Raw genomic sequence first — 16,426 nt, 5'->3', positions numbered from 1 at the left:
TTTCTAGATTGTACCTGCACTAAATTTCAAATAAGGCACATTAACTTTTTGGTTTTCTTGATAAATAAAGTAGTTTTCAGGAATAATGAATTTATCATTATTATTGGTAGGAAGTAGATGTTTTCTAACATATTGTTCAGCTTGCTCCTTGTACTCTATATCATTTTGAATAGTTTCGAGCTCTTCAATTTCTGAAACTAATATTTTTAACTCTTCAATACATTTTGGTAAATCTAAATGGGTATGTTCATGATCTCTATAAATCGATTGACCGTTTTCTATTAGCCAACTGAATAGGAAAAAACCTGTTCCCGAATCAAAGTTTCTAGGAGCATTATGTTGACTTGGATACCTCAAGAGACGTTCAAATAAGACAAACTCAGTAATCTCCTCCCAATAAGGATATTTATGTTCATTAAGAGTAATGATTGTTTGGCAGTCAACTTTAATCTCCTCAAGAATTCCAGCAAAAAAGTTCATTTTAGCTTGGATATTTTGATCAAATGGTTTATTTCCACAATGATGGTAGTAATCATGTAGATAACCCCATATAACTCTTGCCTCATAAGTTATCTCTCTATTCATATCTTTAGATTTAAATTTGAATTTCGGAAATATAATATTCGCTCTCTTTAATGTATCGTCATTATAAATGTCATGGAATTTATTAAAGAAAAATATAGCAAAGTTCTGGCTAGTTACTTTTTCTTTAGTTTTTACGTTTTCAGGAAAGAAAACGATACACTTTTCTTCCATAAATCCTTGTGTACCTGCTAAAATCTTTAGAGATTCACACCCGTTTTTAGGATGAGGTAGTTCCTTTTCAATAGGTTTCATTATTTCTGGTTCATCACGAAGGGCTAGAAATGCCTCAAAATAAAAACCCCTCTTATTCGGTCCATTTGGTGTAACAATAGGGCCTAAAAAAAATGTAACCTCGCCATTAACAGGTGGACGATATGCAATAAGTGTGTTATCAAAATATGGGGCTTCATCTAGCCCTCTCTTTATCCAATTTAATACGTCTTCTTTAAATGCAACTCCAACTTCTTTTAAGTTGAGGGAATTATAAATCTCCTCGGTATTTTTAATTAAATCCATTAAAATTTCTTTTGCTCTTTGTTTATTCTCTACAATTTGCCCTTGCGTACCTTGATATTTTCTTAGTTCATCTATCTCAGGTAAAATTTTATCTCGTAAAATAGTTAATAGCTGATCCGTATCGGTTTTAGTTAACATAAAGGAAATCCTCCTAAAATTATTTATAAGAGAACATATAGCATTCTCTTAGACTTTTCAGATTAAACGTCATTATCATAAAAGAGTCACTCTTACACAAGGAGTTTGCTCTTTTTTGAAAATAAAAGGAACATGCTTATTTTGGTAAAGAACTGCTAGATGTCTCTTTAATTTCTTTGGTGGAGTGATCCACCTCTTTTCTTTTTAAATTAATGAATATAACACCTATAAGAACAAAAATGGTTCCTAGATAGATTTGGTTGTTTAAAGTTTCGTCTAGAAAAATAAAACCTACGTATAAAGCAATAATGGGAGAAATAAATAAATGTGCAGTTGCCTTTGATATATGCCACTGCTTTAGTAAATAGATATTAATCCAAAAGCCTAATACTGAGCCAACAATGGCCAGATATAGTAAGGAAAAAAGACTGGAACCAGAAAAAGTTCGATTACCATCCTCTAGAATTAGACTCAATATTAGTAAGATTGTGCCCCCACTAAACATAGATAGAGAGTTAAAGGTCATAATTGGTAAGGATTTAATTCTCATTTGTACTTGAATAGTAATTAAAGCAGAGCCAAACATTGCGACTAGGATGACCGCCATGGCAATGAGCTCAATTAAATCTCCTTTAATCAGTAATTGATTTCCAAATACAAAAATAATTCCAAATAAAGATAGTATTACACCCATTTTTTGTCCTTTGGAAGCGGGAGTACCTTTAAATAGACGATTAATTAAAAGGGCGAAAACAGAAATACTAGCAGCTAATACAGAAACCAGTCCACTTGGTAAATAAAGTGAAGCCCAATAAACTGAGCCGAATGGTATAGCAAAATACATAAAACCATTAAGAATAGAAATAATCAGAACTTCTTTTGAAACAGAAAGCTTTCTATTTAAAAATAAATAACCTGCAATTAATATACTCGCAATCAAAAACCTCATACCGGCCGACCAGAAGGGAAGGCTACCTTCTAGACCTGTTTTTTGGAAGGCCCACGTGGTCCCTCCTATCAAGCATAAAAGCCCAAATAGGAGGGGAACATGGATACGAAATAATTTGGAACTCATAATACGTCACCTTGTTTCCTTTATGTCTATTAGCAAAAAAATTCCACTTAAAGTCTTATTTTCTAGCATGCACGGTAAAACACATAGGTACCTCACCGAAGTCTTTAACGATAAATAAATTGTGCTGTTCAGCAGCTTTAATTGTAGTAATACAGGAATCTACTATCCCCAATGAACAGTCGAGTGCTGCTTGAGCATTACTGTCCACTAGCCTTATATTACTGCTAAATGCTTGAGCAAGATTAGCTGGGGCTGGGTGAGAAGCGATTACGGTATCCTTAGAAAAATCAACCTCTTCTTTTGCTGCAAGAACCATATTGTATGTTGGCATGATAAAGCTATCTATAAGCTCTAAATTAGATAAATTCTTAAATACTATGTCATGAAGATAAGGATAAACAGCGCAACCTATAAGTATAGAATTTTCAGTCTCTTTAACATGGGGTAATGCTTCTTCTAGCGTTTTATGTAGAACAACTTCCCCTTTTATTTTTTGTTTCTCAAGCCATAATAAACCAGCCTTCTCACAATTTGTTCCTGCTGGACCTAATGTGTGAACAACTTTCACCTTTTGATTTAATTCCTGAACATTTTGCGTAATAGTCGCCATAATTTGAGCCCCCTAAATTGTTATATTATTTTTATAAGTGATTTTAATCTTTTCATCTAAATTCTTGTAATAGTTTTCACAATCATCATAAGACTGATGACTTGTCAAAATAAAACCAGGGTACCCCGAAAAATACGGGTAAGGTAAGATTTCAGTCCCTTTGTCAATAAATTGGAGAATCCTTTTTACTCGTGAATCTTTTTGTAAAGATTCAATTCCTTGAATTTCTTCAACAACACCAGATCCTTGAACTGGAATAATATAGTTACCTGCTACATTTTTAGCAACAATATTATGTGAAATACGATTGGAATCTAAAACTCCAACTGCATTTTGAATAGCTAACTGCATATAGTTAATACCTGTACTTTCTTTTACGATATAATGGGAGACACCTGAACCTCCAATTCGGGCTCCCACTTCGATTACATAAGGTACTCCATCCTGATTTAATCGTAATTCAGTATGAGCAGGACCATTTTCAATTCCTAATGCTTTTACAGCATGGGATGCTTCATTAGCTATGGTACTTTTTAATTTTTCATCTAACTGGGCTGGGGCTATATAAACTCCTTCCTCAAAGAATGGGCCTTTACAATCTCCCTTATATCCAATTGATAAAACATAAACTTCTCCTTTTATCGAGAAGGTTTCAATAGCGAATTCCGGTCCATCTATAAACTGTTCAATAACAATTCCACTCTTATTTTGCGTAAATTTACCGAGTTCGTCTTTGTTAATCTTTTTTACCTTATTTATACTTTCCACTAGCTCTTCTCTATTATTTACTCGGGTGACACCTTGACTCGAAAATCCATTAGTAGGTTTTACAACCAAAGGAAATTCAAATAATAATTCATCTAGAATTTCATCTGATGATAATTCATAGAAAGTAGGTGTATTAAGGTTGTTTTCTTTCAAAATTCTCCTCATTTCATTTTTATTTCGGCAATTTTCTATTACGGAAATAGGAAGGTATGGGAGCTTTAACTCTTCTGCTACTTTTGCTACAAAGTCTAATGCTGGTTCAAATAGTGTCATTACTCCATCAAAAGGAATTTCTTGATATGCCTGTTTAACAATGTTAAGTGCCTCTTCCTGCTGATCAAATAAACGGATAGGAATATATCTGTTAATACCAGAAAGATTCTTAGGTCTAGTATCATTGGCATTATAAAAGAAAGTTACTTCTACACCTAAATCTTGTGCCTCCTCAAAAACAAAAGGTAAATGTTTATTTTGGCAAATAATTGCTAAGTGTTTGTTTGATATCTTCAATAGTCTCACTTCCTTCATTTTCAAATTAAGGGATCCAGAGCAAAAAATACGAACTTTGTATGCTAAATAATCGCTGAGAACACCTATTATCAGAAATAGTAGTGCTTTGTTAACAATGAGTTTTGGAATCAAATTCGATGAATTTTAGATGTTGTTGCATCTTAGCATACATTTTTTGTTTTTTAGGCTTGCTGTCCCTTTATAAAGTTATTTAAATAACCTTAGTAATATACTAATCTGTCACTACAGAATGTTATTAATATTCAATTAATCTTTTATTACTAAATTTTATTAAAATTCAATTAATTACATTACTAATAAATTTTAGTAAAACTTAACTAGTTATGTCAATGTAATTATTAATAAATCTTTGTAAAATATTTGTAAAATAGATCTTGGAAATGCTTTAAATCTGTATTTTGTTCGGCTCCCCTTATTATCAGCAATTTAAAAAATGTATACTCTATACAAAATAAAAAATCTAAGGATCCTTATACTTCCTTAGATTTTTTAGTTATATAGAGTTCGACAGTAGCTATACCTAGTGAGACACCAAATGCTGTTGAAAATGCTGTTAAGAAATTGATTTGAGGCTTGAACAGTATATTGCTGATTAAATTACCGATTAAAAAGATTGGAAAATATATAAGGAATTTTAAAATAGCTTTTTTCAAAAATGCACCTTCTCTAACCTAATATCTATAAACGTTATACTTTGTAACTTTTTTAGAATTCGGATAATCACTCTAAAATTTAATAAGAACCGTTTTATAAATTCAGACAGGACGAATAAAGATAAGCTAATACAGATTTTGATATTAATGACCTGTAGGGAAAAGTAACGTAAGGGATACATCATCCTTTTTTAAATTAAAATGATTAATCTTAACTCTCATATTACTATGATTCATCTTCATATTTTGTAATTCAATATAAACCATCTTATTATCAGGTTGGATAATTATCCATTCTGGGAGATTTAATGAGCTTCTCACAAGCTTTAACACCATAGAGACAGGCAGATGTAACTTACCCAAAGAAAGTGTTTTTTGTATTAAAATTAACTCTCCATTGTTTGAAGTCTTTGGTGTAAACGTCATTTTTACATGAATATGTTTTGTGAATACAGGTATAGGCCCATTAAATTCAACAATATCATGCTTTAAAATCACATTATATTCAGTAAATCGGTTTAAATATTGGTTAAGTATTTTATTGATATCCTTTTTATGAGTACTAATGCTAAATTGCACAAACTTATCATTATCTAGGGACGTTCTTGGTAATGAAACTGATTGAGTTGGTGAAAATATCATACCACCAATAATAACTATGATGAAAAGGATAACTCCCAAAAGAGTCAGAAAGGCAACTTTCCATCGATTTTTCATATTTATTATTATATTCCTCTCATTTTTATTCTTTTAATAGTTTTGGAAGTTTTTTTAAAAACATATTTACATATCATATACAAATTTAATTTACATAAAACATGTTCGAATAGATAAGAAAAGCGATCTTCTTTATATACAAAGAAGATCTTTTTAAGTATGTGAACAATTAAAAGAGTTTAAGTATAAAATGCCTCTATTTTATAGATTCTAAAAGAGAAATCAATTATAAAGAGATGAAGGGAAAATCAGAGTAAAAATGATATTAAAAACACTTGGAGCTCTTTTGCTTTTATACCTTATATACACGATCATAACGGCGGTTGTCCTTTTTTATCTGCCAGTGAAGAAAGAGAAAACAAGCCCAACAAATGTTAAACATTTCTTAGGAACAAAAAAATCAACAGACCGAGTTCTCTTACTTGAAGATGGCTATAACTCAGGAGTTGCTCGTATAAAAATGATTCAGGAAGCGAGACATTCTATTGATATTGCGTACTATGCTTTAGGAAAGGGAGAATCGACAGAATTAATTTTAGGAGCCCTTATTGAAGCAGCGGACAGAGGCATTCATGTTCGTGTTCTCTTAGACGGAATCTCTCATAATTTAAGAGGAAAACGAAGTGATGTTCGTTATGCTTTAGCATCCCATCCAAACATTGAATTTAAATATTATGAACCATTCACTCTTCTGAAACCATGGACCTGGAACAATCGACTTCATGACAAGATTATGATTGCTGATACAAATATTTCTATTAGTGGCGGAAGAAACATTGCAGATAAGTATTTAGCACGTACTCCTTCTAAAGATTTTGTTTATGATCGAGATGTTGTTGTTTTTAATGAGAAACAACAGAAGGATAGTATTATTTTTACAATGAAAGACTATATCAATATGTTATGGAATCATCGATATACAGCTACTGTATTCAAAAATCTATCAAAGAGCGAAAGAGAAAAAGGAGAAAAAGTAAGAGAAGAGTTAAAAGGAAAATATGAGAAAGCAAAATATTTAGAAAAGGACTTTGTTAACCCTATTTTCCAATGGAAAACGTCTACTGTCCCTACTAATCAAGTGACTTTTATTCATAACCCAATTGAACGTTTGCGAAAAAAACCTATTGTTTGGCAGAAGCTTCTTGCACTTGGCGAACAAGCAAAAGAGTCTATTTTTATACAAAGTCCTTATGTTATTCCAACAAAGAATATGGAAAAATATATACCAAATAAAGAACGGGAAGGAGTCATTCCGACGATTCTTACCAATTCACTAACATCTACACCTAATCCGCTTGCTTTTGCTGGATATATAGAATCAAGAGATGAAATTGTTCAGTCTGGTGTACGTCTTTATGAATATGAAGGACCCCATTCCATTCATGGTAAATCCATTATTTATGATAAAAGGTTAAGTGCTGTAGGTTCATTTAATATTGATTCACGTTCTACTTTTTTGAACACTGAATCCATGCTTTTAATTGATAGTGAAGAATTTTCAGCTATTCTAATGGAAGCAATAGATGATCAACTTTCAAAAAGTACACTTATTGCTAAAGATAAAGAGTATGTTCAATATCCTAAAGATCAAAAACCACACGAACCAGCCTTAAAATCGTTTCTATTGCAAGCTGTTTCTAAAATAACAGTGTTGTGGAGAGAGTTAATTTAACAAATATAATATTTATCTTGAGATCCCATAACTTACATTAAAAGAAGTAATAAAAGCGCATCCCCCTCAGTAACAACTAGTTTGCGCTTTTTATTTTCTTTTATATACTTTTACGGACGTGTGTTAAAACATGTCTCCATTTTTTTACGTGTTCAAATAGAAAATAACGATTATTTAACATTGGATACTAAAACAACATGTAGCAAATACACTACATGTTGTTTAGATATTTAAAAGGCTTCTACGTCATCTTCTACCCAATTTGTCCTCCGCATACTTATAAACGTCCGGTCTCAGGTTTTTGAATATTGGGATGTTTTGTTGTTGTTCTGCTACTTTCTGTATATTGATTTCTGCTGTTATGATCTCTTCTTGGTTGCCCGCTTCTTCTACAATGTTTCCATTTGGATCGATGACAATTGAATGTCCTGCGTATGTGTTGCCGACATGATTTTTATTATTCACGTCCCCCACGCTGTTACAAGCAATGACATAGACGCCATTTTCTATGGCTCTTGCTTTCAATAGTGTTCTCCAATGATTTACGTTTTTTGTAGTCCACTGTGCAACATAGAAAATGATTTTGGCACCTTGAGACGCTGGGTAGCGTGTAAGTTCTGGAAAACGCAAGTCGTAACATATAATTTGGCTCGCTTTGATACCGTTAATTTCAAATACTTCTGGAACTTCCTCTCCACCTCTTAAATACTGATGTTCATCTAACATCGGCACGAGATGTATTTTATCTTTTTGATAGAGCAACTCACCCGTTTTTGATACCGCAAAAGCTGTATTATAAATGTTGCCATCGCGTTTATTTGAAACTGAACCTGCAATAATATCCACATGATGTTTGGTTGTTAAACTCTGGATAAAAGGAAGACTTCTTGTTAAATCGATATCTGCTTTTTCTGCTAAATGTTGTAAATCATAACCGTTATTCCACATTTCCGGGATCACAACAATCTCAGTATCCGCTTCGAGTTTTTCTTCAAACAAGGCTTTAATACGGCTTTCGTTTTGCTCAACTTCTCCTTCTATAATCTCAATTTGAAATAATTGTATTTTCATTTTTCTCCCTCCTATTCATATCTAAATTTATAAATGGCATATAACTCATCATTGTATTTAACATCTTCGCCATGTGATGAAGATATAATAGAAGGTTTAATTTCATCTATAATTCGCCCGCTATTAATATTTTCATCCATATCAACTGTGAATTTTTGAATCGGTGGATGTAAGGTTTCAGCATGAGAAATGAATAAGTCTCCAGTTAGCAACACATTGTCATCTTTATGATGATATATCACATGTCCCGGTGTATGACCGGGTGTTAAATATACGTCTAAGGGTAACGTTTTAATGATATTGTCACTTAAACCTTCAACTTGATATTCAACACCTGTTGTTTCCTCTTCTGCTTTGTTTGGATATGGCTTTTCACCATTAATAAACGGAATTTCAATTTCGTGCGAGTAAATAGGAATATTTAATTTCTCTTGTAGATACTTGGCACCATTAATGTGATCGAGATGACCATGTGTCAGTAAAATACTTTTAGGCACACCTAAAGATTTTGCTGCATTCAGCTGAGTATGTGCATAATCTTCCATTCCAGTATCAATGATATAAACATCTTCACCATCCACCACGTACCATGTATTGATTTTGACTGGAATGCCGACAACGATTTTATAAGTGAGTCTATAAATATGTTCAGAAATTTGAACAAATTCCAATTCATACACCTTCTTTTCATTTATTTGATATCATAAGTTTAATAAGAAAAAAAAGGTGTAACAAGAAGGCACAATTTTGTTACTACCCGTTGAGGTGAGAAAATGTCAGGCTTTAAAAGCGATCAATATGGTACTTGTACGTTAACTGTGAAACATGCTTGTCCAATTGAATTAACGATGCATATTATTGGTGGTAAATGGAAAGGCATCATTTTATCCCTATTGTCGCAATCACCAATGTATTACAATGCAATGCGCCGTGAAATACCAGGTATTACCCAACGAATCCTTACCCTACAACTTAGAGACCTCGAAAAAGATGGTATCATTGAAAGAGAAGAAACAAACGATAACCCTAAGAAAGTTTTATATTATTTAACAGCTCTTGGAGAAGAACTTGTCCCAATACTTAAATCCATAGAGAAATGGGGCAATGCTTATATGAGTAAGCAATAAGAAGGGTTAATTATTCGTTTCCCCATTTGTTTTTGGAGCTTATTTTGTGACAGTAGGATTGATTTATTCATCGAAATTAAAGCTGTTTGATATGCTATTCAGTTCTATATGGTTATGTTATTTGTAATTCCATGTGTATTAATTGGACTAGTAATTCAAAAAATCATGATTTACACTTCATAAAAAAGAATGCTGTTTTCAGAAGAAAACAGCATTCTTTTTTTCATTGGTAAATAATCAAGCCTTTATTGTACTAAATTCTAAATTAAACAACTTTGGAGACATGAATTGAAACAAATCTCACTTCCCTCGATATGAGCGAGTTTGTATTTTTTATTTCTATGCAGCCGGCGTCATTGTTTTCACACTACTATATATTAAGAAACAGTTGATGGAATACATGCACCATTTTAACAACGTTAAGCTTTTCAACCAAATTAACTCTTTGAAAAAGCTTGTTCCCCTTTAACTAACTCATCCAATGTTATTTGATATAATTCACTCATCTTAACCAAGTTATCAAGAGTAGGATAGGCTTTGTTTTTTTCCCATTTAAAAACAGTTTGTCTAGATACAATCATTTTTTGAGCTAGTTTTTCTCGACTCATATTGTGTTGTTCCCTTAAACCTTTTAACTGTTCACCTAAATTCATTTTTTCACTCCTTACTTCAGTTAATGAATTTACTTTATTATAATAAAAACATAAATACACTAAGTTATATTGCTTATAAACTTAACAGTATTGCTGTAAAAGGGAACGTTTTCAAAATCATCCATTAGAACGAGAACTTTAGGAAGCTTTTAGAAAGAGTGTACTAAACTAATCTGAAAGTTTCTTTCATCTATATATACTGCAGATTCTTCTCTTAAATTATAAAAAACGTATATAATCTTCGTAAAATTGATTTTCAGGCACTTATCCATAAAAAAGAAGAACATCTAATCTTAGGAGGCTATATCTTCACATATAATCTATTTAGTAAAGAAAAAAAGTACCTCCATTAACAGAGGTACCTTTAGCAATCTAACCTATTTTGAAGCTGGAGCTAGCGTAACTTCAGGTGAAGTTACTTTGTCATAAAAATCTACAAATTTGTCACGATCGGCGCTATCACGGTAAGCCATAGCAACACGTGGATGTTCATTAAGTACACCAGAAATCATATAAGGAATGATATAGCCCCACTCCCACTTTTGACGCATTTCTAGCATGTGCTTTTCAATGATGCCAAGAACTGGCTTAAGCTCATAGCTTGGTTTTGGTATGTAGCTAACGAGTAGCTCCGTGTTGCAGTTACCCGCTGCACGACCCATACCATAAACAGACGAATCAAGAAATGCAACCCCATTTCGCATCGCAGTTAATGTATTAGCAAATGCTAACTGCATGTTGTTATGCGTATGGATTCCAAGCTGTTTGTTAGGAATCATCGCCTGGAACTTTTTCACTTGATGCTCAATATCCGCATGATCTAAGCTTCCAAAAGAGTCAACGATATATACAACATCTACAGGACTTTCCTTCACCATCTCGAACGCTTCAATAAGCTGTTTTTCCGGTACACTAGATAGAGCCATGATATTAAGTGAAGTCTCATAGCCCAAATCGTGAAACATTTGCACAAGCTCTAAGCCTTTATCTACTTCGCGAATATAGCATGCCACTCGAATCATATCTAAAACACTTTGCTCACGTGGTAGAATGTCATTTGGATCTACACGTCCAATATCTACTAGAGCAGATAGCTTCGTGAACTTTTTCTCAGGGATAATTTCTTTTAAGAAATTATCGTCAAGAAATCTCCATGGATTGGGCTCAGTCGTTTGAAGAAGCTTTGCGGAATTTTTATAGCCGATCTCCATGTATTCAACACCCGCTGCACTTAAACCATTATATAAGTCTTGGACAAATTCGATGCTGAAATCCCAATTGTTAACTAATCCTCCATCACGAATGGTGCAGTCTATAATTTTGCTATTATGTTCCATGATAATAATTTCCTCCTGTTTATCCTGCTTTTATTAATATTATTTTTAACTTTTACGCTTTTATGTACTAAAGTTTCCTATTGTGTTTATACCACGACTCATTTGAAGGTGTCAATCTATTTTCTAAACACACTGATTTCTACTGTACACATATAATCCACCCTTTTTTCTTTATAATTACATTCCAACATAAAATTCAAGCTAAATATGACATTCATATTTAGCTACCATAATGTGAGTTATAGGGGGAAAAAAGCCTTTACTTCACAGACACAAAGCTTTATCATTCTCACCAATTTCCAAGAATTTATATAAATTCATTTTCAAACTGTGCTAGTGTTTAAATTCGTAAGGAAAACATGATAATTCAAGTTTAAAACGCCCTCATTGAGATAATATAATAAGTAAGCTAGGCTTAATTATAACCTGGTGTATTTTTTATATTCTAGGAGGCAATATTATGGAACAAGGTACAGTGAAATGGTTTAATGCAGACAAAGGATTTGGTTTTATCGAAGTTGAAGGCGGAGACGATGTATTCGTACATTTTAGCGCAATTCAAGGCGAAGGTTTTAAATCGTTAGACGAAGGCCAAAAAGTAACGTTTGATATTGAACAAGGTCAACGTGGCCCACAAGCGACAAACGTCCGTAAAGTATAAAGGATCATAATAAAAACAGACTCTATTTTCAGAGTCTGTTTTTACTTAAAAAGATTTTCATATCAAAACTTACTCATTATTTTTCATGTTTACTTAATTCTTCTTCAAAGAAAAAAGTACTGGGGTATTTATTGACCACATAAGAGTATCTTTTCATATTTTCCACATAATGACTTTTTAAGATTGTTACTAATTCATTTGTCCCTCTTATATTTACTATTTCTCCATCATGAAATATTTTCTCCCTCATAGTCCTCATCCTCTCGAGTATCAAACATAATAAAACTTTTAATTTTATTTATCGTGAGATCTAGTTTAAATCTCACACGGTACTTTATTTTATCTCGTTCTTTCGCCTGATATTTTTTAGTTCTCCCTAATTATAAGGGTTAACCATTAGAGTTGCCGTATTATTCTTATAATAGAGTTGAGAAAGGTTTACATCACTCCGTGTAGGTTTTCTTCCTATAGATGTGTACAAAAAGTAAGCAACCTTTCTTCAATAGTTGATCCAGCAAAAGTTAGCTGTTTTTAACACTTTACGGGGGATAAAGCTCGATACCTACTAGGAAAGTATACAGTCAGAAAACAATAAGGGCTTATTTTCTATAAGTTTTTTTACGTCCTGTTGTTTTTTTACGGCCTGTTGTTTCTTTTCTACCTCTACTTCTCTTGCGTTCTGTTTTTGCCTTTTTATTACGAAGCGGTGCCACTTCAGTTAATCGGACAGGAGTCGTATTCGATTCTTTTGTTAAGAGCTTTAAAGTGGCTGACAATAAGGTAACAGAATCCACTTCTTCTAATAACTTTTCCGCCATAGGTTTATATTCCCCTAACTCTGTTTTGTCAATGGCGGTCAAAACACGGTGAATCACTGCTTCCTGATTTCCTGCCATTACTTCACTAGAAGTGGGAGGCGATTGTCTAGACATGCTTGTTTTCGTGACATCTTCAATTACTTTTAAGTGATGACGTTCTCTCGTAGTTATAAATGTAACCGCCAATCCCTTAGTACCTGCTCGCCCTGTTCGACCAATACGATGAACATAGCTTTCAGGATCCTGAGGAATATCAAAATTATAGACATGGCTAACGCCTGTAATATCAAGTCCTCTTGCTGCAACATCGGTTGCGACCATAACCTCAATAGTATGCTCCTTGAATTGACGAATCACATCGGCTCGTTTTGATTGTGTAAGATCTCCATGAATACCTTCTGCTGCATACCCACGTTTTTTCAGCCCTTCGGCAAGTTCATCCACACGTCTTTTTGTACGCCCAAACACAATAGCAAGGTCTGGTGCTTGAAGATCTAAAAGATTACAAAGAACATCAAATTTTTGATTTTCTGGAATTTCCACATACTGTTGCTCAATGTTCTTTACTGTTAACCCCTTCGCTTTTACTTTCACGAGTTCAGGAGTGTTCATAAACTTCTGTGCTAAACTTTGTACCTGCTTGGACATGGTTGCTGAGAATAATAAGGTTTGATGTGGAGAAGAAATGCTACCAAGAATCGTTTGGATATCTTCAATAAAGCCCATGTTTAACATCTCATCTGCTTCATCTAGAACAGCCGTACGAATATGATCTAAACGAATGGTTCTTCTTTTCATATGATCCATAAGACGTCCTGGCGTTGCCGAGATAATATGCGGTCTTTTCTTAAGCGCCTTGATTTGGCGATTAATATCCTGTCCCCCATAAATAGGGAACGTGTGAACACCTTTTACCTGTCCAATTCGATTTAACTCCTCAGCTACTTGAATAGCCAGTTCACGTGTCGGTGCTAGAACAATTCCCTGAATCGTTTCTTCACCAAGCTCAACCCGCTCTATAAGGGGTATACCAAAAGCTGTTGTCTTTCCAGTACCTGTTTGAGCTTGTCCAATTAGATCTTTACCCGTCATAGCTATCGGAATAGCTTCAGATTGAATCGGCGTAGCCTCTTCAAAACCCAAGTTATGAACGGCCTTTTCAATGTCCTTACTTAAATGAAAATCAGAAAATTTTTTCAAGTGTTTCGTACTCCTTCTTTTACTTAAATTCAGAAATGAGAAAAGTACTCTTCAAACAGAGGTGTTGCTTATTCATTCCTGTGTATTGTAAACCAATGTTACTATCAACTAATATCTTGTTTTAAGGTATCTGTACAAGACGAATTCAAGCCTTATTTTATCCACGCTTACATGTATTTATAAATTCTTATAGTATCTATAAAGAGTATTTTAATTTAGAAAGATATGGTTCTTAATATTTCCTTTTTAAAAGGTATACTATTTAGGAGGAAGGATGATGTAGTGATGTATTATAACCATAGGAAGAAAAATACAGAACCCTTACCTAGAGAACACACAGAGATTTGGGACTGCGAATTATAAGAGTGGAATGATTAGATGAGAAAAAATTTCTCTTATCAAAATCATCAAAAGTGTCCTTTGTGTGACTATAAAATGCGAGTTGGAGAACGGCTTTTAGACGCGTCTCCTAATCCCCATCAAAAATAATTCATGCTCGCCTTTTGTATAAATCCCCAAAAAACTTCTAGCACTTTTTTAACTAAAATTAAATTTCTTACCAAACAAACATGCCATATTTGCTTTATATTTCTAATGTATGATATAACTAGTCCATACCTTGTTCTATTGGTTTTACCCAAAAACCAGACTTAAAACTCTGGTTTTTTCATTATACCGAGATTTTAAAAGTAGATATAATATGTTTTTTGCTAGGTAGTGAAATCAAAAGTAAAAAAGACTCCCAGTGGAGTCTTTTTTACTTTTGATTATGCTACTTTATGAACGTTAGCAGCTTGTGCTCCACGTTGCCCTTGTTCGATATCAAACGTTACTTTTTGACCTTCGTCTAACGATTTAAAACCTTCGCCTTGAATTGCGCTGAAATGTACGAATACATCGTCTCCGCCTTCAACTTCGATAAAACCGAATCCTTTGTCTGCATTAAACCATTTCACTGTACCTTGTTCCATAATATTGCCTCCTGTTGTGGGATGCCCCACACTTGTATTACTACCCTTGTTCAACCATACTATCTCAAGATGAAAATTTCTATTGAAGAGACTTCTCTTCCCGCAATCTTACACCGAACAAAAATAATTAAGTTAATCGTAACATATAGAACTGAACATAGCAAATACAGGAAAGTAGATGAATCTTTAAAAGGGAGCCTAACTATACGGTCTCCCTTGTCTCACCCTATACCTTTTCGTTTATAATTTTGTTTACTATGTAACTATTGACGTTTAATTAGAGTATCGTTCTGAAAGTTTAGCCTTATGTATTTTAAAAATTTCTTCTAGTGGGATATCATATTTATTAGCAATGACAATGAGGTTACCAAGTACATCTCCTAATTCCTCCGTTAATTCTTTTTTATGTTCCTCCCATGTTCCATCTCCTTCATCCGGTCTATCTCTTCCAATTTCTAAAGAGCGGATGGCTCGGGCTACTTCTCCCGTTTCCTCAGCTAAGAAGCCAATTCTAATAAAGATGTCTAAATCTGACCATCCTCTCATTTGGTAGTACTCTTTTACCCATTCCTGAAACTCTGTCACATTCATTGAATCATTCCCCTTCCATTTTATGACTTCATCTAAGTTTAACAAATGATTCCTTATTATGTATAATCAATAACAGTGACTTACATAGGAGGAGATACTTTTGAAACGAATAGCTGTATTCTGCGGATCTAGTAATGGAGCAACCGATCTTTATATCAAAGAAGCCAAAAAATTAGGAGAAGAACTTGCTAGACGGAACATTTCTCTTGTATACGGAGGAGCAAGTGTTGGGGTGATGGGAGCTATTGCAGATTCTGTATTAGAATCAGGTGGCCATGTTATTGGAGTCATGCCTGCTTTTCTTGAAGAACGAGAAATTGCTCATAAAAACGTATCAGAGCTTATTGTGGTAGAATCGATGCATGAAAGAAAAGCAAAGATGGCCGAACTTGCAGATGGATTTATTGCATTACCAGGTGGACCAGGGACATTAGAAGAGTTTTTTGAGATTTTTACATGGGCTCAATTAGGATTACATCAAAAGCCGTGTGGACTCTTAAACATTAATGAGTATTACACCCCTCTTGTCTCCTTATTTAATCACATGACAGAAGAACAATTCTTACAAGAAAAATATCGGGCTATGGCTCTTGTAGATACGGAACCACAAGGTTTGCTCGATCAATTTAATACATATCAACCACCATCTGTTAAGACATACATTACAGAAGCTCAGAGTTAATTAGAAAACAGGATTAGACCGTAACTAATCCTGTTCTAGATTCTTTACAA

19 protein-coding genes are annotated in these 16,426 nt (G+C 33.6%); 5 read left to right on the top strand and 14 right to left on the bottom strand.

Features of this window, described 5'->3' with window-relative positions:
- Positions 1–3: 3 nt before the first annotated feature.
- The 6 genes from MOC86_RS20015 to MOC86_RS19990 form a co-directional block, all read right to left on the bottom strand.
- On the bottom strand, positions 4–1,239 hold the full coding sequence (locus tag MOC86_RS20015; RefSeq protein ID WP_268585761.1) for a DUF6421 family protein: 1,236 nt from the start codon (positions 1,237–1,239) through the stop codon (positions 4–6).
- Positions 1,240–1,375: 136 nt separating this feature from the next.
- Positions 1,376–2,314, bottom strand: a complete 939-nt coding sequence (locus MOC86_RS20010) for a DMT family transporter (protein ID WP_268585760.1) — start codon at positions 2,312–2,314, stop codon at positions 1,376–1,378.
- A 55-nt stretch (positions 2,315–2,369) separates the two neighbouring features.
- Positions 2,370–2,924: a hypothetical protein gene (locus tag MOC86_RS20005; RefSeq protein WP_268585758.1), complete on the bottom strand. Its 555-nt coding sequence runs from the start codon at positions 2,922–2,924 to the stop codon at positions 2,370–2,372.
- A gap of 12 nt (positions 2,925–2,936) precedes the next feature.
- The gene (locus MOC86_RS20000) at positions 2,937–4,202 is read right to left on the bottom strand and encodes an ATP-grasp domain-containing protein (protein WP_326847749.1); all 1,266 of its coding nucleotides are present in this window, start codon (positions 4,200–4,202) and stop codon (positions 2,937–2,939) included.
- Between the two features lie 491 nt (positions 4,203–4,693).
- Entirely contained in the window at positions 4,694–4,876 is a 183-nt protein-coding gene (locus tag MOC86_RS19995) for a hypothetical protein (RefSeq protein ID WP_268585757.1), read from the bottom strand.
- A 144-nt stretch (positions 4,877–5,020) separates the two neighbouring features.
- The gene (locus tag MOC86_RS19990; RefSeq protein WP_268585756.1) at positions 5,021–5,593 is read right to left on the bottom strand and encodes a YpmS family protein; all 573 of its coding nucleotides are present in this window, start codon (positions 5,591–5,593) and stop codon (positions 5,021–5,023) included.
- Positions 5,594–5,852: 259 nt separating this feature from the next.
- Here MOC86_RS19990 and MOC86_RS19985 point away from each other — a divergent pair, with 259 nt between their 5' ends.
- Positions 5,853–7,265, top strand: coding sequence for a phospholipase D-like domain-containing protein (locus tag MOC86_RS19985; RefSeq protein ID WP_268585755.1), 1,413 nt, complete (start codon positions 5,853–5,855; stop codon positions 7,263–7,265).
- A gap of 246 nt (positions 7,266–7,511) precedes the next feature.
- Here MOC86_RS19985 and MOC86_RS19980 read toward each other — a convergent pair whose 3' ends face one another.
- Positions 7,512–8,336 carry a carbon-nitrogen family hydrolase gene (locus MOC86_RS19980; protein ID WP_268585754.1) on the bottom strand — a complete coding sequence of 275 codons (825 nt, stop codon included), beginning with the start codon at positions 8,334–8,336 and terminating at the stop codon, positions 7,512–7,514.
- Positions 8,337–8,347: 11 nt separating this feature from the next.
- Complete coding sequence (locus MOC86_RS19975) at positions 8,348–9,007, bottom strand: MBL fold metallo-hydrolase (RefSeq protein ID WP_268585752.1); 660 nt, start codon at positions 9,005–9,007, stop codon at positions 8,348–8,350.
- 102 nt (positions 9,008–9,109) lie between these two features.
- Here MOC86_RS19975 and MOC86_RS19970 point away from each other — a divergent pair, with 102 nt between their 5' ends.
- Positions 9,110–9,463, top strand: a complete 354-nt coding sequence (locus MOC86_RS19970; RefSeq protein ID WP_268585751.1) for a winged helix-turn-helix transcriptional regulator — start codon at positions 9,110–9,112, stop codon at positions 9,461–9,463.
- Between the two features lie 437 nt (positions 9,464–9,900).
- Here the strand turns inward: MOC86_RS19970 and MOC86_RS19965 are convergent, their stop codons facing one another.
- The gene (locus tag MOC86_RS19965) at positions 9,901–10,116 is read right to left on the bottom strand and encodes a helix-turn-helix domain-containing protein (protein WP_268585750.1); all 216 of its coding nucleotides are present in this window, start codon (positions 10,114–10,116) and stop codon (positions 9,901–9,903) included.
- 377 nt (positions 10,117–10,493) lie between these two features.
- Positions 10,494–11,453: an aldolase catalytic domain-containing protein gene (locus MOC86_RS19960; RefSeq protein WP_268585749.1), complete on the bottom strand. Its 960-nt coding sequence runs from the start codon at positions 11,451–11,453 to the stop codon at positions 10,494–10,496.
- A 460-nt stretch (positions 11,454–11,913) separates the two neighbouring features.
- On the opposite strand from MOC86_RS19960, the gene MOC86_RS19955 reads away from it, so the two are divergent.
- Positions 11,914–12,114: a cold-shock protein gene (locus MOC86_RS19955; protein WP_243512368.1), complete on the top strand. Its 201-nt coding sequence runs from the start codon at positions 11,914–11,916 to the stop codon at positions 12,112–12,114.
- A 76-nt stretch (positions 12,115–12,190) separates the two neighbouring features.
- Here MOC86_RS19955 and MOC86_RS19950 read toward each other — a convergent pair whose 3' ends face one another.
- On the bottom strand, positions 12,191–12,364 hold the full coding sequence (locus MOC86_RS19950) for a hypothetical protein (protein WP_268585748.1): 174 nt from the start codon (positions 12,362–12,364) through the stop codon (positions 12,191–12,193).
- A 349-nt stretch (positions 12,365–12,713) separates the two neighbouring features.
- Positions 12,714–14,132, bottom strand: coding sequence for a DEAD/DEAH box helicase (locus tag MOC86_RS19945; protein ID WP_268585747.1), 1,419 nt, complete (start codon positions 14,130–14,132; stop codon positions 12,714–12,716).
- A 378-nt stretch (positions 14,133–14,510) separates the two neighbouring features.
- Here MOC86_RS19945 and MOC86_RS19940 point away from each other — a divergent pair, with 378 nt between their 5' ends.
- Entirely contained in the window at positions 14,511–14,621 is a 111-nt protein-coding gene (locus tag MOC86_RS19940; protein ID WP_268585746.1) for a cold-inducible protein YdjO-related protein, read from the top strand.
- Positions 14,622–14,899: 278 nt separating this feature from the next.
- Here MOC86_RS19940 and MOC86_RS19935 read toward each other — a convergent pair whose 3' ends face one another.
- Together MOC86_RS19935 and MOC86_RS19930 are read right to left on the bottom strand one after the other, a co-directional pair.
- Entirely contained in the window at positions 14,900–15,103 is a 204-nt protein-coding gene (locus MOC86_RS19935) for a cold-shock protein (RefSeq protein WP_243512382.1), read from the bottom strand.
- A 273-nt stretch (positions 15,104–15,376) separates the two neighbouring features.
- Positions 15,377–15,694: a MazG-like family protein gene (locus MOC86_RS19930; RefSeq protein WP_268585745.1), complete on the bottom strand. Its 318-nt coding sequence runs from the start codon at positions 15,692–15,694 to the stop codon at positions 15,377–15,379.
- Positions 15,695–15,794: 100 nt separating this feature from the next.
- Between MOC86_RS19930 and MOC86_RS19925 the strand changes: the two genes are divergently transcribed.
- The gene (locus MOC86_RS19925; RefSeq protein WP_268585744.1) at positions 15,795–16,376 is read left to right on the top strand and encodes a TIGR00730 family Rossman fold protein; all 582 of its coding nucleotides are present in this window, start codon (positions 15,795–15,797) and stop codon (positions 16,374–16,376) included.
- The last annotated feature ends 50 nt before the right edge of the window (positions 16,377–16,426 follow it).

It is taken from the genome of Priestia endophytica, from assembly GCF_026790145.1.
Classification (GTDB): Bacteria; Bacillota; Bacilli; order Bacillales; family Bacillaceae_H; genus Bacillus_I; species Bacillus_I endophytica_A.
This window is presented reverse-complemented; position numbering and strand designations above follow the sequence as displayed.

Coding starts and splice junctions, on each gene's coding strand:
- MOC86_RS20015 (WP_268585761.1), bottom strand. CDS start 1,239: ATGTTAACTAAAACCGATACGGATCAGCTATTAACTATTTTACGAGAT.
- MOC86_RS20010 (WP_268585760.1), bottom strand. CDS start 2,314: ATGAGTTCCAAATTATTTCGTATCCATGTTCCCCTCCTATTTGGGCTT.
- MOC86_RS20005 (WP_268585758.1), bottom strand. CDS start 2,924: ATGGCGACTATTACGCAAAATGTTCAGGAATTAAATCAAAAGGTGAAA.
- MOC86_RS19990 (WP_268585756.1), bottom strand. CDS start 5,593: ATGAAAAATCGATGGAAAGTTGCCTTTCTGACTCTTTTGGGAGTTATC.
- MOC86_RS19985 (WP_268585755.1), top strand. CDS start 5,853: ATGATATTAAAAACACTTGGAGCTCTTTTGCTTTTATACCTTATATAC.
- MOC86_RS19980 (WP_268585754.1), bottom strand. CDS start 8,336: ATGAAAATACAATTATTTCAAATTGAGATTATAGAAGGAGAAGTTGAG.
- MOC86_RS19970 (WP_268585751.1), top strand. CDS start 9,110: ATGTCAGGCTTTAAAAGCGATCAATATGGTACTTGTACGTTAACTGTG.
- MOC86_RS19965 (WP_268585750.1), bottom strand. CDS start 10,116: ATGAATTTAGGTGAACAGTTAAAAGGTTTAAGGGAACAACACAATATG.
- MOC86_RS19960 (WP_268585749.1), bottom strand. CDS start 11,453: ATGGAACATAATAGCAAAATTATAGACTGCACCATTCGTGATGGAGGA.
- MOC86_RS19955 (WP_243512368.1), top strand. CDS start 11,914: ATGGAACAAGGTACAGTGAAATGGTTTAATGCAGACAAAGGATTTGGT.
- MOC86_RS19950 (WP_268585748.1), bottom strand. CDS start 12,364: ATGAGGGAGAAAATATTTCATGATGGAGAAATAGTAAATATAAGAGGG.
- MOC86_RS19940 (WP_268585746.1), top strand. CDS start 14,511: ATGAGAAAAAATTTCTCTTATCAAAATCATCAAAAGTGTCCTTTGTGT.
- MOC86_RS19935 (WP_243512382.1), bottom strand. CDS start 15,103: ATGGAACAAGGTACAGTGAAATGGTTTAATGCAGACAAAGGATTCGGT.
- MOC86_RS19930 (WP_268585745.1), bottom strand. CDS start 15,694: ATGAATGTGACAGAGTTTCAGGAATGGGTAAAAGAGTACTACCAAATG.